The sequence below is a fragment of the Longimicrobium sp. genome (assembly GCA_036387335.1).
GTDB lineage: Bacteria > Gemmatimonadota > Gemmatimonadetes > Longimicrobiales > Longimicrobiaceae > Longimicrobium.
The window spans coordinates 41943-55865 of the sequence record DASVTZ010000041.1; the positions used below are offsets into that span (position 1 = coordinate 41943).

Annotated in this window: 15 protein-coding genes; 8 read left to right on the forward strand and 7 right to left on the reverse strand. The window is 71.0% G+C overall.

The genetic code is table 11. The features are described 5' to 3' along the window. The first annotated feature begins 115 nt into the window (after positions 1-115). The 4 genes from VF647_03735 to VF647_03750 all read left to right on the forward strand — a co-directional run bounded on the left by VF647_03735 (position 116) and on the right by VF647_03750 (position 3559). On the forward strand, positions 116-700 hold the full coding sequence (locus tag VF647_03735) for a nucleotidyltransferase domain-containing protein (protein HEX8451181.1): 585 nt from the start codon (positions 116-118) through the stop codon (positions 698-700). Between the two features lie 242 nt (positions 701-942). Continuing rightward, positions 943-1503, forward strand: coding sequence for a sigma-70 family RNA polymerase sigma factor (locus VF647_03740; GenBank protein ID HEX8451182.1), 561 nt, complete (start codon positions 943-945; stop codon positions 1501-1503). A gap of 2 nt (positions 1504-1505) precedes the next feature. Continuing rightward, complete coding sequence (locus tag VF647_03745; GenBank protein ID HEX8451183.1) at positions 1506-2063, forward strand: hypothetical protein; 558 nt, start codon at positions 1506-1508, stop codon at positions 2061-2063. A 323-nt stretch (positions 2064-2386) separates the two neighbouring features. Next, positions 2387-3559 carry a PDZ domain-containing protein gene (locus tag VF647_03750; protein HEX8451184.1) on the forward strand — a complete coding sequence of 391 codons (1173 nt, stop codon included), beginning with the start codon at positions 2387-2389 and terminating at the stop codon, positions 3557-3559. Between the two features lie 270 nt (positions 3560-3829). Here VF647_03750 and VF647_03755 read toward each other — a convergent pair whose 3' ends face one another. After that, positions 3830-4210 carry a hypothetical protein gene (locus VF647_03755; GenBank protein HEX8451185.1) on the reverse strand — a complete coding sequence of 127 codons (381 nt, stop codon included), beginning with the start codon at positions 4208-4210 and terminating at the stop codon, positions 3830-3832. 172 nt (positions 4211-4382) lie between these two features. On the opposite strand from VF647_03755, the gene VF647_03760 reads away from it, so the two are divergent. The 4 genes from VF647_03760 (at position 4383) to VF647_03775 (ending at position 9308) form a co-directional block, all read left to right on the forward strand. Continuing rightward, on the forward strand, positions 4383-5177 hold the full coding sequence (locus tag VF647_03760; protein HEX8451186.1) for a hypothetical protein: 795 nt from the start codon (positions 4383-4385) through the stop codon (positions 5175-5177). Continuing rightward, complete coding sequence (locus VF647_03765; protein ID HEX8451187.1) at positions 5174-8092, forward strand: glutamate-cysteine ligase family protein; 2919 nt, start codon at positions 5174-5176, stop codon at positions 8090-8092. The genes VF647_03760 and VF647_03765 overlap by 4 nt, the downstream gene beginning before the upstream one ends. Before the next feature lie 170 nt (positions 8093-8262). Continuing rightward, positions 8263-8880 carry a Uma2 family endonuclease gene (locus VF647_03770; GenBank protein HEX8451188.1) on the forward strand — a complete coding sequence of 206 codons (618 nt, stop codon included), beginning with the start codon at positions 8263-8265 and terminating at the stop codon, positions 8878-8880. A gap of 83 nt (positions 8881-8963) precedes the next feature. Further along, positions 8964-9308 carry a hypothetical protein gene (locus VF647_03775; GenBank protein HEX8451189.1) on the forward strand — a complete coding sequence of 115 codons (345 nt, stop codon included), beginning with the start codon at positions 8964-8966 and terminating at the stop codon, positions 9306-9308. Positions 9309-9401: 93 nt separating this feature from the next. Here VF647_03775 and VF647_03780 read toward each other — a convergent pair whose 3' ends face one another. From VF647_03780 to VF647_03805, 6 genes are all read right to left on the reverse strand, one after another. Next, entirely contained in the window at positions 9402-9980 is a 579-nt protein-coding gene (locus tag VF647_03780; protein HEX8451190.1) for a DUF1003 domain-containing protein, read from the reverse strand. Further along, entirely contained in the window at positions 9980-10876 is an 897-nt protein-coding gene (locus tag VF647_03785) for a cyanophycinase (GenBank protein ID HEX8451191.1), read from the reverse strand. Before VF647_03785 ends, VF647_03780 begins: the two co-directional genes overlap by 1 nt. A gap of 68 nt (positions 10877-10944) precedes the next feature. After that, on the reverse strand, positions 10945-11817 hold the full coding sequence (locus VF647_03790; protein ID HEX8451192.1) for an SMP-30/gluconolactonase/LRE family protein: 873 nt from the start codon (positions 11815-11817) through the stop codon (positions 10945-10947). A 167-nt stretch (positions 11818-11984) separates the two neighbouring features. Further along, positions 11985-12299 carry a hypothetical protein gene (locus tag VF647_03795; GenBank protein ID HEX8451193.1) on the reverse strand — a complete coding sequence of 105 codons (315 nt, stop codon included), beginning with the start codon at positions 12297-12299 and terminating at the stop codon, positions 11985-11987. A 79-nt stretch (positions 12300-12378) separates the two neighbouring features. Next, positions 12379-12720 (reverse strand): hypothetical protein, encoded by a 342-nt coding sequence (locus tag VF647_03800; GenBank protein ID HEX8451194.1) that lies wholly within the window; start codon positions 12718-12720, stop codon positions 12379-12381. A gap of 23 nt (positions 12721-12743) precedes the next feature. After that, on the reverse strand, positions 12744-13919 hold the full coding sequence (locus VF647_03805) for an amidohydrolase family protein (protein HEX8451195.1): 1176 nt from the start codon (positions 13917-13919) through the stop codon (positions 12744-12746). Positions 13920-13923 lie beyond the last annotated feature (4 nt).

Here is a 13923-nt window from a genome sequence, read left to right on the forward strand (position 1 = left end):
GAGAACACCGAGCCCCACCTTCCGCACGGAGGGTGGGGCTCGCCTGTTTTTGTGGCGGGTTGACCGCGGCGCCCCGGCGTACCAACTTTGGGTACACCCGTGAACCCGCGATGAGATGGCGAACCTCCGAGAACTGCTCAGTGGCGGGACGGTGCGGCTGCTGACCCACTTCCTCGTACACCCCGACCAGCGCCTCCATCTCCGCGCACTCCAGGAGCGCACCGGGATGGGAACGGGCGCCCTGCAGCGCGAGCTCCGCCGCTTCGAAGCGCTCGGGCTCGTCCGCCGCGCCGAAGAAGGTGGCAGGGTCTACTTCGACCCGGTGCCCGGCCATCCCAGCTGGAACGCGTTCCGCACCCTGCTCCGCGAGCACGGGGACCCGGTAGAGGTCGTGCGCGAGGTGCTCCGGGACGTCCCCGGGATCCAGGCGGCCTTCGTGTTCGGCTCCACCGTGCGCGGCGGCGCCCGCCACGGAAGCGACGTGGACGTGCTGATCGTGGAGGAGGGGATGCCCACCGCCGCCATCGGCCGGGCGATGATCGAAGCCGAGTCGCTGCTGAACCGCCCTCTCGACGTGCAGCGGTTCACCCCCGCCGCCCTCGCGGAGAAGCTGCGCCGTGGCAGCGCATTCCTCCGCGACGTGGTGAGCGGGCCCAAAGCGTGGCTGATCGGATCGGAAGATGTCCTCCTCGCCCCCTGACCCACTGGCGAATCCTATCGCAGCTACATCCAGCCCCCGTCCCCGCCGTCCGTGGGGGGGAGGGGCTCTTTTTTGCCTCACAGAGAGACACAGAGGAAACTAAAAGAACGCGGAGGAACTCCACGGAGTTCTTCTTATCCTTTCTCGTTGTTTCCTCTGCGTCTCCGCGTGAAATGCTGTTTCCTTTCCGCTAATCAACGCCTCATACAACCTTTTGCCCCCGCCACGCCACTTATCTGGCGATGACAACCGCGACCGCTGCTCCGCCCGCCTCTCCGGACCGCGAACTCGCCGACGCACTCCTCCTGCGTTGCGACGAGGCCGCCTTCCGGGCGCTCTACCGGCGCCACACGCCGCGCCTCTTCCAGGTGGTGCTGCGCGTGCTGGGCGGCGCCGAGCAGGATGCCGAGGACGTGGTGCAGGAGACCTGGATCCGCGCCACCGAGCGGCTGGCGGAGTTCCGGTGGGAGGCGGCGTTCGCCACGTGGCTCACCGGGATCGGGCTGAACGTGGCGCGCGGGCTCCTGCGCCGCCGCGGCCGGTGGGAGGCGGACCCGGAGCACGTGCCGGAGCCGTGGCGCGCTCCCCCGCCGCTGGGGGAGCGGATCGACCTGGAGCGGGCGCTCGCGCTGCTCCCCGCCGGCTATCGTGCGGTGCTGGTGCTGCACGACGTGGAAGGCTTCACGCACGAGGAGATCGCGGAGATGCTGGGCGTGGTGCCCGGCACGTCCAAGAGCCAGCTATCCTGCGCGCGGCGGGCCATGCGCCAGCTGCTCGACCCCGCGCCCACGAGGACCGTATGACGATGCAGGACGCAGGACACGACGACGAGCTGACCCCGGCCGAGCGCAGCCTCTTCGCGGCGCTCCCACGCGAACAGCAGCCGGGGCGCCTCCTGGAAGAGCGCACGGTGCACGCCCTCCGCCAGCGGGGCGCGCTGGAGCCGCGGGGCCGGCGGCTGCGCTTTCCCGCGGCGTGGGTGGGGAGCGCGGTGGCGGCCTCGCTCGCCCTTTTCGCCAGCGGGGTGGCCGTGGGGCAGTGGGTGGGCGCCCGATCCACCGAGGTGGTGGTGGCGCGGGTGCAGGCCGAGAACTCGCGCCAGGCCGCCCTGCTGGTGCAGCAGACGGGCTCCGCGTACGTCCACGCGCTCGGGCAGCTCGCGCGCATGGCGGACACGGCCCAGCCCGCCCAGGCCGCCCAGGCCCGCGAGGTCGCCGTCCGTGGCCTCCGCTCCGCCGCCGACGAGCTGGTGCGCATCGCCCCCGACGACCCGGTGGCGAGCGGCATCCTGGCCGGCTACGACCGCGCCCGCGCGCCTGCGCGGCAGGACTCGTCGGCGCAGCGGAAGGTGGTTTGGTTTTGAACGGAAGTGCGTGAGTGCGTGAGTGCGTGAGTGCGTGAGTGCGTGAGTGCGTGAGTGCGTGAGTGCGTGAGTGCGTGGAGTGACCGTGGATCGTCATCCTCTGTCATCCTGAGCGACGCGCCTCACCGTCCTCGCCCCGTCCGCGAACTGTGGCGCGGAGCGAAGGATCTACTGCGCGTGCCACGAGGCCTGGCCGGTGACGTCCCGATCCCGGCCCGGCTCCGGCTGGCTGACAAAGAAGCGCCAGATCCCTCAACGCACTAACGCACTAACGCACTAACGCACTAACGCACCTACATCAACGACATAGCGGAGATCCAACCATGAACATCCCAATCATCCGCTGGACCATCGCCCTGGCGGCGATGGCGGCGGCACCCCTGGAGGCGCAGAGCTGCGCGCGGCGCTACCCCGACCTCGGGCTCCAGGGCTTCGAATGCCGCAACTGCCACATCCAGGTGAACGACGAGAACGGCGTGCGCACTGTTCGCTTCGGAACGGAGCTGACGCTGGGGCGCATCCGACCCGGCGGGCCCACGGCCGGGGTGCTGCGCGAGGGTGACGTGGTGGTGGCCGTCGACGGTGCGCCGATCACGACGGCGGAGGGCGGGCGGCGCTTCAGCGAGCTCGCGCCGGGACGGGCGGCCACCTTCACCATCCGCCGCGACGGGCGCACCCGCGACGTGCGAGTGGTGCCGGGGGCGCAGTGTAGCTCCTCGCTCTTCGGCCCGCGTCCACCCGCGCCCCCGCGTCCCCCGGCGCCCCCGCATCCGCCGCGGCCCGCTCACGCGCCTGCGCCGCCTGCACCGCCCGCCCCGCCGCGCCCGGGCGCACGCGGGGGGACTCTCCTTGATGAGGACTTCCCCGCGCCGCCGACACCGCCCCAGCCCCCCGCTCCACCCCGGGCGCCCAGCGCGGCCAGACCACCGCGGGCCCCCGCGCCCCCGGCTCCGCCCACGCCGCCGACTCCGCCCCTGCCGCCGGTCCCGCCGCCGCCCCCGGAGTTCCTTCCGGACGGATGGTTCGGGTTCGGGATCGGGTGCCGCCGGTGCGACGTGGTCCGCGAGAACGGCCGCACCACCTTCGCCTTCCGCTCCACGCCGCTGGTGGAGAACGTGGAGCCCGGCACCCCCGCCGCGCGCGCCGGCATGCAGCGCGGCGACCAGTTGACCCACATCGACGGGATTCCCCTGACGACGCCCGCCGCGTGGCGCCGGTTCAGCGCGGTGCAGCCGGGGCAGCGCGTGAGCTGGACCTTCACCCGCAACGGCCGCCAGCAGACGGCCGCCATGTCGGCCATGCGGCGCCCGGACGCCAGCAACCCGGTCGCCTCGTCGCGGGCGGGGCAGCGGCTGCGGTACTCGGGCGCGGTGGGAGGCGCGGAGGTGGAGGTGCGCGGCGCCCCCGTCAGCGTCACCCGCGACTCGCGCACCGGCGAAACCGTCATCCGCAGCAGCGACCTCACCGTCCGCATCCGCCCGGACGAGCGGCCGTAGACGCGGACGCAGGCGCGGTCGGAGCGCGGGGCGGCACCGGCGGCAGCGAGGGGATAAATCCCCCCGCTGAAACCACGGGAAGCCCACTGAAGGGGCTCGGTGCCGTGTGGTGGCGCCGAGCCCATTTGTGCGGCGGCTTAATCCGACCCTGATGCGGGCTGCGGAGAATAGCGGGGCACGGGCAGCCACGCGGGGCTGCCCCTACGGGATTGGGGGGCGGGCGCGAGCGTGACGGAAGGGCGAGGGTGGGCGCGATGAATCGCGCCCCTACTATGGGCGGCGCAGGCTTTCCTCGATGCCGCTGGCGAGCACCTGCGGGACGGCGCGTTCGCCTTCGCGCCCCACCGACACCTCGTAGTAGTAGCCCTGGCCGGTGAGGGCCTCCATCTCCTCCGCCGTGATTCCCATCTCCCCCGCCCCGCCGAGGACGCGGACCTCGCGGCCCGCCTCGATCTCGCGCGCGGCGAAGAGCTGGGCGAAGTAGAGCGCGCCCGGCGACCCCTGCGTGATCATCTGGTGCGACGTCTCTTCGATGAAGATGCTGAGCGGATCCATCACCCCATCGGCACCCACTGGCTGGCCGTTCTGCGTCCGGCACAGCGTCGCTTTCCGCTCGCCCGCTTCGAGAAACTGGATCACCGCATACGCCATCTGTCGATCTCCCTGGTTGTCTGCCGATCGTGGAGCGCCGCCGTGATGCGGATTCCGCGCCACCGATGCGCACTCGACCACCGCCGAGGAACGAGCGGGGGTGAGGGCCCTCCCGTGGTACGCCGGTTGCGCAGCACCCGCGTTTTCCGTTGCCGCCTTTTGCCGAAGCTCGATGGCCACCGCGCTGCCCGAAGTCGTAATCCCCGAAGACCGCCACGTGGAGCACGGGCGCGTGGCGCACGAGCTGCGCGTGCAGAGGTTCCTGCAGCCGGACGACTCCACCTGCGGGCCCACCTGCCTGCGCAAAGTCTACGACTTCTACGGGGTGGAGGCGGACGAGGCGTCCGTGCTGGGCGAGATCGACCGCAACGAGGACGGCGGCACGCTGGCCGTCTTCCTGGGGATCGCGGGGATGCGGCGCGGGTTCAACGCGCGCATCTACTCGTACGACCTGCAGATCTTCGACCCAACGTGGGCGTCGCTCCCGCGCGAGGCGCTGATGGAAAAGATCCACGCGCGCTTCCCGTACCTGCGCGACTCCAAGCGGCTGCGCGCGGCGCGGGCGTACCTCGATTTCCTGGCGATGGGCGGCGAGATCGCCATCTTCGAAGAGCTCACGCCGTCGCTCATCAAGGAGATCCTGGACCGCGAGCACCCCGTGCTGGCCGGCCTCTCGGCCACGTACCTGTACCGCTTCCGCCGCGAGCGCTGGATCCCCGAGACGGACTCGCTGGTGGACGACGACGAGGCCGGCGATTCGACGGGGCACTTCATCGTCATCGTCGGCTACGAGCACTGGGGGCGGCACTTCTCCATTCGCGACCCATCCGTGCACGTCCCCGCTTCGCCCGACGGGCGGGTGGTGGTGGATGCGCAGCGGCTGATCAATTCCATCCTCCTGGGCGACGCCACGTACGACGCGGTGCTCCTGGAGCTGTGGCCCAAAGACCAGGAGCAAGAACGGTGAAGCGCAGGCGCGTGATCGTGGTGGTGTCCGACCCATCGGATGCGGCGGGGCTCCCCGAAGGTCTGGTGACATTGGCCGGGCGGTACCTGGAAGGCGGAGCGGAGGTGGCGGAGCCCGGCGCGGTGGTGGTGAACCTGTGCCGCTCCTTTCGATACGGATCCACGGGATACTACGTCTCCCTGCTGGCCGATGCGCGCGGGCAGCAGGTGCTCCCGCGCGTGGAGACGAGCGAGGGGATGGGCGAGCCGTACGGCCTCTTCCGCGCGCTTCAGGAGGCCGGCGTCCCCACCGTCGATGCGGCGGAGATGAGCGTGCGGCGGCGGATGGCGGACGTGCCGCAGCCGCCCGCGCCGCCACCCGCGGCCGGCGACGACGCCCCGCGCGCCGCCTTCCATCCGCCGCTCGTACGCTGCCCCGAGACGTCGCTCCGCGCGGCCACGGAGGGCGAGGTGGCGGAGACGCTGGCGGTGCTTGGGCGCACCGAGGACCCGCGCTTCCGCGTGGCGGCGCGCACCGTATTCCGCGAGTGGCCGGTGCCGCTGCTGCGCATCCAGCTCGTCTTCGAGGAGGAGGAGTGGAAGGTGTGCGGCGTCGCGCCCGAGTCGCCGCACCACCTGGACGACGAGGGGCGCCGCCTCCTGGCCGGCGCGCTGACGGACACGCGCCGCGTCTTCCGGCGGGGGACGGCGGAGCCGCGCGAGACCCGCCGCGCCTCCATCGCCGTGCTGGTGGACCCCGACGACATCTTCTCTCCGTCATCCCCCGAGACGATCGACCGGCTGGAGCGGGTGGCGGCGCGCATGAACGTGCACGTGCACCGCATCACCCTCGGCGAGATGCGGCGCCTGTCCGAGTACGATGCGCTCTTCATCCGCGTCCTCACCGGGGTCAGCGAGCCGGCCTTCCAGTTCGCCCTCCGCGCCGAGGCGCTGGACATGCCGGTGGTGGACGACTCACAGTCCATCATCCGCTGCGGCAACAAGGTCTTCCTCGAAGAGCTGCTGCGGCGCGAGGGGATCGGCACGCCGCGCTCTCGCATCATCACCCCGCACACGCCGTGGGAGGCGGTGGCGGAGCTGGGCTTCCCCTTCGTGGTGAAGCTCCCCGACGGCTCGTTTTCGAACGCCGTGCACAAGGTGGTCTCGCGCGAGGACTACGCGGTGCGCAGCGAGGAGATGTTCCGCCGCTCGCCGCTGATCCTGGCGCAGGAGTGGCTCCCCACCGACTTCGACTGGCGCGTGGCGGTGCTCGATGGGAAGCTCCTTTTCGCCGCGCGCTACTTCATGGCGCGCGGCCACTGGCAGATCCGGTCCGAGCAGAAGGGGACGGAGCGCTACGGCCGCGTGGAGGCCGTGCCGCGCGCCCAGGCCCCGCGCGACGTGGTCGATGCCGCCATCCGCGCCGCCGCCCTGATCGGCGACGGTCTGTACGGGGTCGATCTCAAGGAGACGCCGAACGGGCCGGTGGTGATCGAGGTGAACGACAACCCCAACCTGGACGTCGGCTACGAGGACGCGGCGGACGGGAACGCCGTCTACGAGGACCTGGTGGAGTTCTTCGTACGGAGGATCGAGGCGGCGGCCCCGCCCCCGCGCCCCGCGCCCGCCCCCGACGCGCTGGAGCGCCTGCGCGCGCCCATCCGCATCCGCGGGGCGGCGCGGACGGAGCGCGCGTATCGTGCGTTCGAGGTGGCGGGGATCGAGCTGGAGTACCCCACCGTGGACCGCGACCTCAACGTGGTGCCGCTGGTGGAGGAGGCCTTTCGCGTCCTCGCCGGCCGCGGGACGAGCGACGTGGACCTGGGCGCCGTCGGGTTCAGCAACGAGATCGCCGATCACGTCTTCGAGGTGAAGACGGGCGCCCCCCTGCGCTCCCTCGCGGACGCGGAGGCGGCGCTGGTGGAGGGGATCGGTCGCTTCAGCGCGGTGCTGCGCGACGAGTGGGGCGCGCGCCTCCTTCCCACGGGGATGCACCCCTGGTTCAACCCGAGCAAGGGGCGGCTCTGGTCGCGCTCCAACGGGCGCATCTACGGCACGTACGCGCGCCTCTTCGACGTGCGCACGCACGGGTGGATGAACGTGCACGCCACGCACCTGAACCTCCCCCTCGGCGGCGAGGCCGACGCGGTGGCGATGCACACCGCCGCCTCGCTCCTGATCCCCTACCTCCCCGCCCTCGCCGCATCGTCGCCGATGCACGATGGCGAGCTGCAGGGGTCAGCGGACGCACGCCTGGCGTGGATCCTGGAACACCAGGCCCGCATCCCGGAAAGCTGCGGCGAGCTGGTGCCGGAGTACGTGGAGAGCTTCGGCGACTACCGGCGCAGCATCCTGCAGCCTATGTACGCCGCGCTCGACCGCCTGCCGGACTCGGCGCCGATCCGCCACGACTTCTTCAACGCGCGCGGCGCGGTGCTCAAGTTCAGCCGCCGCGCCATGGAGGTGCGGGTGCTGGACACGCAGGAGTGCGTGAAGATGGACATCGCGGTCGCCGCCTTCGTCCGCTCGGCGCTCAAGTTCCTGGCGGCGCGCGTGAAGGCGGGGCGCATCGTCCTTCCGCCGCACCCGCTGCTGGTGGAGGACTTCCGCGCCTGCATCCGCGACGGGAGCCGCGCGCTCGTCACCGCCCCGCATCTCCCCGGCGACCGCGACACGGAGGGCCGCACCCACGCGCGCGACGTCCTGCGCACCCTGCTGGACGGCGCGCGCCGCGCCGTCCGCCGCGACGAGGCGGAGTACCTGGACCTCGCCGCGCGCATGATCGAGTCGGGGAGCCTCTCCGAGCGCATCCGCGCCGAGCTGGCGCCCTACGTGGAGGGCGACGACGAGCAGTTCACCGAAGCCGCGCGCCGCATCTACATCGAGCTGGCGGATTCGCTCGACGCGAACGTGCCCTGGCACGGGCGCGGGCTGTAGCCGCGGCCGGCCCAACGCTTTGGAAAATCGCGCACCAATGCGTGCGCTCCTCTAGCGGCAGCGCGCGCCCACAGCGTCCGATTTGTGGCGGTACATCCTTCTGGTGCAGCGGTTTAGCGGGGACTATCCTCTGGGTGTGGTCTGAACCAGCCGCACGCACCCGAGGGAAGATGGACACGGCGCCCGACCAGCGATTCACCCCACAGGAGTACCTCACCCTGGAGCGTGCCTCTCTGGAGCTGAAGAGCGAGTACGTGGATGGACATATCCTGGCGGTCGCGCGCGTGAACCTCACGCACAATCTGATCGTCACAAATCTCGCACGCGAGCTGGGTACCCGGTTGCGAGGCGGGCCGTGCAGCGCGTTTCTCAGCCGGATGCGCATCAAGGTTCGAGCGACCGAGATGTACGCCTATCCGGATGTGGTCGTCGTTTGCGGCGAGCCGCGACTGGAGGACGACCACTTCGACACGCTGCTGAACCCCACCGTCATCATCGAGGTGCTCTCCCCCTCCACGGAACGGTACGACCGCGGGGAAAGGTGGGCGCACTTCCGCCGGTTGGAGACTCTCCAGATGTACGTCCTGATCGCGCAGGATCGAATGCGCGTGGAGACGTTCACGCGCCGAGGCGACGAGTGGATTTACGCGGAGTCGAGCGGGGCGGACGGGGTGCTGAACCTTCCGGCGGTAGGTTTCGCGGTGCCGCTGGACGCCCTCTACGAGGACGTGCTGACGGGTAGCGCCGCGCCGAAAACCGGCGGCGGCGCGGGTGAACGGACGGCGTAAGCACGGGTGCTACAAGCTGTTACGGGATTGTTCCGGCACGGGTCGTGCGTCCCCGCGCGGTGAACCCTTTATCGTCCAAGGTGATGCCGCTACGTAATTTCGAAGACTCGCGAGGACAGGCCTGCACGGTGTGGAACGTCACGCCCTTTGCGGTGCAGGGCGCGGAGAGGCGGATGGTGGAGCGCCGCGTCTCCACGGGCGTGGTGTACAGCGGGCCGGAGCGCCGGACCAGCCGGGACCGCCGTCTGCGCTCGCCCGGGCTGATGATGCCGGGGCTGGGGTCCGGGTGGCTCTGCTTCGAACGGGGAGAGGAGAAGCGCCGCCTCAGCCCTATCCCGGCCGGCTGGGAGGCCGCGCCGGACGCGGAGTTGGAGGAGCTCTTCGATCAGGCGCGCCCGGTCCCCCGCCGCTCGCTCGCGCTCTCGTAGGAAAGCCGCAGGGCATTGGAAATGAAGGAGGCGCGGGAAAAAAGCTCCCGCGCCTCGCGTATCCGTGCGCGTACGACGTCCTGATACCCCGGCCTAACGTCCCCGGCTGTTCACCTGCCGCTCGTGGTGCTCGATGTGGTCCAGCACCCGCTCGGGAGCCACGTCCTGCGCCAGCTCGCGCAGCTCGGGGTGCTTGGCCGCGTCCACGTCCATCCGGCGGGCGATCTCGGTCACCAGGGTGATGAGCTGGGTGATCTCGTGCTCGGACAGGAGGGAGACCTGGAGGTCCAGGTCGGCGCGCTTGTCCGCCTGCGCCTGCATGCGGTTCTGCGAGATGAGGACGAAGGTGGAGAGGAAGATCGCCTCCACCGACGCGATCATCGCCAGCACCACGAACGACGGATCGAACCGCGGGACCGGCGTCCACCCCAGGTTGACGACGATCCACGAGCCGAAGATCGTCAGGTGGATGTACACGAAGAGCATACTCCCCGTGAAGCGCGTCACCCGGTCGGCGATGCGGTCCTGCGTGCTCTTGCGTAGCTCGTCCTCGCGCCGTCGCTCGAGGAGCGCGACGATGTTGCGGTCCACCACGCCGGCCATCTCCGGCGTCTGGTCCCGGTCCGGGATCAGGCGCTGGTGGCCGAGCTGCGGGTCCTTGGCCGCGTCCATTAGGTGCCGGTCCCCACTTCGGCGGTGCGGCTCCCCGCGCTCGTAGGCGTAATCGGAGTGGGCACGCGCTCGCCGTTGGGGAGGATGGGGCGGTGCGTCGCGAGGTCGAAGCCGTACCCGGTCGGGAGGACGTGGACCAGCGTGTCGGTCAGCGCCAGCACGTCCTCGTCGCTCGCGTTGGGAGCGCTGGAGTGGGTGACGTGGCCGTCGAAGACCAGCACCGCGTTCTCCCCCAGCACCGTGAAGCTCTCCCCCAGCTCCACCTCCACCGCGGTGTTCTCGTCGATGCCGATGCCCAGCACCTGCGGATTGTGCGCGAAGACCGTCATCAGGCGGCTTACGCGGCCGCGCTGGCTGAAGTGGGTGTCCACCACGGTGTCGCGCCACAGCCCCAGCCCCGGGGCAAGCGAGATGTCCGCGCGCCGCACCGAGCCCTCGCTGGTGCCGCCGATCAGCATCACGCTGCTCATGGCGGCGGCGCCGGCGCTGGTGCCGGCCACCACCAGCCCGTCGTGGAAGAGCCGTTCGCGGATCCCCTCCGCGAAGTGCGTCCCCGCGATCAGCGCCACGAGCTTCAACTGGTCGCCCCCGGTGATGAAGAACCCGGTCGCGCGCTTAACCGCGTCCAGCAGCTCGGGAGTGTCCGCCTCGTTGCGCTCTTCGATGGCCGCGGGAATGACCTCCGCCACGCCGATCTCCTCGAAGATCTTGCGGTAGGTCTCGAACGCCTCCTCCGCCTCGCCCGACGGCGACGAGCAGACGATGATGCGCGCCTGGTCGCCCCCCGCCAGCTCCACCACGCGGCGGAGGATCACCATGTCACCGCCCTCTTTCTCCTCGGCGCCGCCGATCACCACCAGCCGCCCGATCTTCCCCGACCCGTCCGTCTTCGACATTCGCTCCCTCTCGGTTCCGTCACCCGTCTTTCGCATCGCGCGGTTCAGAGTCAAGGATCAAGCCACGCTCAATACACGAAGGAGGAGACCGGCTCTCCGGGCACATCCATCTCGAGGCGAAAGAGGTCGCCGGACTCCCACGCGGCCTCGATCTGCTCGTCGCCCAGGCCGATCTGCGCGGTGGTGACGTACAGCTCGCGCCGCCCCTCCCCGCCGAACGCGCAGCTCGTGGGGATGGGCACGGGGAGCTCGATCCGGCCCGCCCGCCGCCCGTCCGGCGCGAAGCGGAGGACGCACCCGCCCTCCCACTGCGCCGACCAGAGGCACCCCTCGGCATCGGTGGAGGCGCCATCCGGGAAGCTGTCCTCCTCCGCAAGATCGGCGAAGAGGTGGCGCTCCCCCAGCGTGCCCGCGTCCGCGTTGAACGGGTAGGCGTAGATACGCTTCGCGGGCGAGTCGGAGAGGTACATCGTGCCCTCGTCCGGGCTCCACGCGAAACCGTTGGCGATGGTGAGGTCGCCGCCCATGCGCTCTAGGCCGGCGCCGTCGAGCCGCCAGAGGGAGGCCTTGCCGTCCTCTTTCGCCTGGGTGCCGAACCAGAGGCGGCCGCGAGGGTCGCACTTGCCGTCGTTGATGCGCTCGCGAGGGTCGAGTCCCGGAACCTCGGCGAGCGTCTCCACCTGGCCTGTCGCCACGTCCAGGCGCACGACGCGCTGGCGCAGCCCCACCACGGCGCCGCCCCGTGCGGGGACGGCGAAGGCGGTGGCCTCGCCCATGTCGAAGACGCGGTCGTCGCCCGTGCGCGGGTCCCAGCGGTGCACGCGGTAGTCCCACACGTCCACCCACCAGAGCACTCCCTCGGCGGCGTCCCACGAGGGGCCTTCGCCGAGGCGGGCGCGGGCGCGGTGGACGGCGGTGGCGGTGGGGTGGGGGTCGGGCATGGCTATTTGCGTGGCGGCGGAGGCCCTCACCCCCGTCTCGTTACACTCGACTGCCCCCTCTCCCGATAACAGGAGAGGGCTGCGCCCTCCTGTCATCGAGAGAGGGGGCTTGGATAAGCGACGGGGGCCGTTGCGGGACCCCCTCCTGGGTGTGATTCGTTGGGCGGTTACGGGGTAGTGCCGGTGGTTCCACCCGTGGTGCCGCCCGTCGTGCCGGCGCCGGCGCCCATGCCGGTCGTGTCCGCGGTCAGGCCGGTGCCGGTGGTGCCGGTCGCCGTCGTGCCGGCGGCGCCGCCGGCGGCCGCGGGGTCGGTGGTGCCGCTCATGGCGGGGTCCGTGGTCGTGCCGCCGGTGCCGGCATCCGTCGTGGCCGCGCCGCCGGTGTCGCCCGCGGCGCCGCCCTCTCCATCGTCACCGCCGCCGCCGCACGCCGCGGCGCCGAACATCGCGGCCAGGGCCAGGGTCGATAGAAGCTTCTTCATTGCGTTCTCCAGTACCTGATACGGTGAATCGCCGCGGCTCCACGGCCGCGACGCGGGACGAGCTCGCAACATCCGCGCGTCAGGGCCGGGGGGCCGGGGCGGGGGTCTCCGCGGGCGTGGATGCGCCGCTGTTGGTGCCGGCCGGCCCGCCCGCCGTGGATGCGTCGAATCCGGGGCTCTGCCCGGCCGTGTCCGCGGTCGCGGCGGTGGTGGCGCCGCCCGTGGTGCCGCCGGTCACGGTGGGATCGGTGGTGCCCGTGGTGCCGCTGGTCATCGCCGGATCCGCGGTGGTGGTGCCCGCCGCGCCCGCGTCGGTGGTCGCCGCATCGCCCGCCTTCCCGCCCTCGTCGCCGCCGCCGCACGCGGCCGCGCCCAGCATCGCCGCCAGCGCCAGCGCCGGGATCATCCGCTTCGTCTTCATCGCGCCTCCAATCGGTTGAACGTTCACTGCCGCGACCCTTCGGTGCCACGGTCGGGGCACTTCCCTCCCACCAGGTGGATCGCCCGCATGCTGTCCTCCAGGAACTTCTCTTCCACCACCGTGCTCCCGTCGCGCACCATGAAGACGCCCTTGGACAGGACGTGGACGATCTCCAGCGTGCCCTTTTCCAGGAGGAGGATGTCGCCCCACTTCCCCTTCTCCAGCGTCCCCTTCATCTCCAGCTTCAGGATGCGCGCGGTGTTGCGCGTGACCAGCGAGAGCGCCTGCTCCAGCGGAAAGCCGTGCTTCGTCACGCACGAGCGCACCTGCTCCGACAGCACGCGCGGGCTGCTGATGGAGGCGTCCGACGACGCGGTGAGGCACGCGGGGTCGCCGCCCGCGTCCAGGTAGAAGCGGAGCCACTTCGCCAGGTCCTCCGCGATGGTGTCCACGTCCACGTTGCACCCGCGCTTGGTGAGCTCGACGGCCTCGGCCATCAGCTTCTCGTTGCGCTGCACGTGCGTGGGGTAGACGCAGCGGGGGTCGATGTCGTGTTCGTCCAGGATCAGGCGCAGCGGCTCCAGGCGTCGGTCCATCTCGCCCACGTGGAAGTGCGTCACGCCGGACTTCCTGGCCAGCATCCCGCCGATGTAGGTGTCGCTGACGACGCGGGCCAGCTCCACCGCGCTGGTGTTCATCGCCCGCCGGTCGGAGATGGCGACCTCGCCGGTGCCGATCACCTCCTCCAGGAACATGATGTCGTCGCGCACCGAGTTCATGATGGAGGTGGGCGGGACGTTGTAGCCCCCCGTCCAGAGGTACGCGTTGAGCCCCTGCTCGTTGAGGCCCTTCACCTTGGCCAGGAGCCCCGCCATCGTCTTCATGGTGGTGTCCACCCCCAGCGCGCCCACCGCGGTGGTGATGCCGTACGGCACGATCTCGCCGATGAAGAACTCGGGGGTCTGCGTGGCGAACCCTTCCTCGCCGCTCCCGCCCAGGAGGTGCATGTGGGGGTCGATGAAGCCGGGGACCACGAGGCACCCCGTGGCGTCGATCACCTCGCACTCCACGCCCACGGACTCGACGGCGCGGCGGTCCACCTCGCCCACTTTGCCGATCTTGCCGTCGGTGAGGAGCACCTGCTGCTTCCCCACCGGCGCCGGCGTGTAGACTTCCCCGTTCTCGATCAGCTTGAGCACCCGT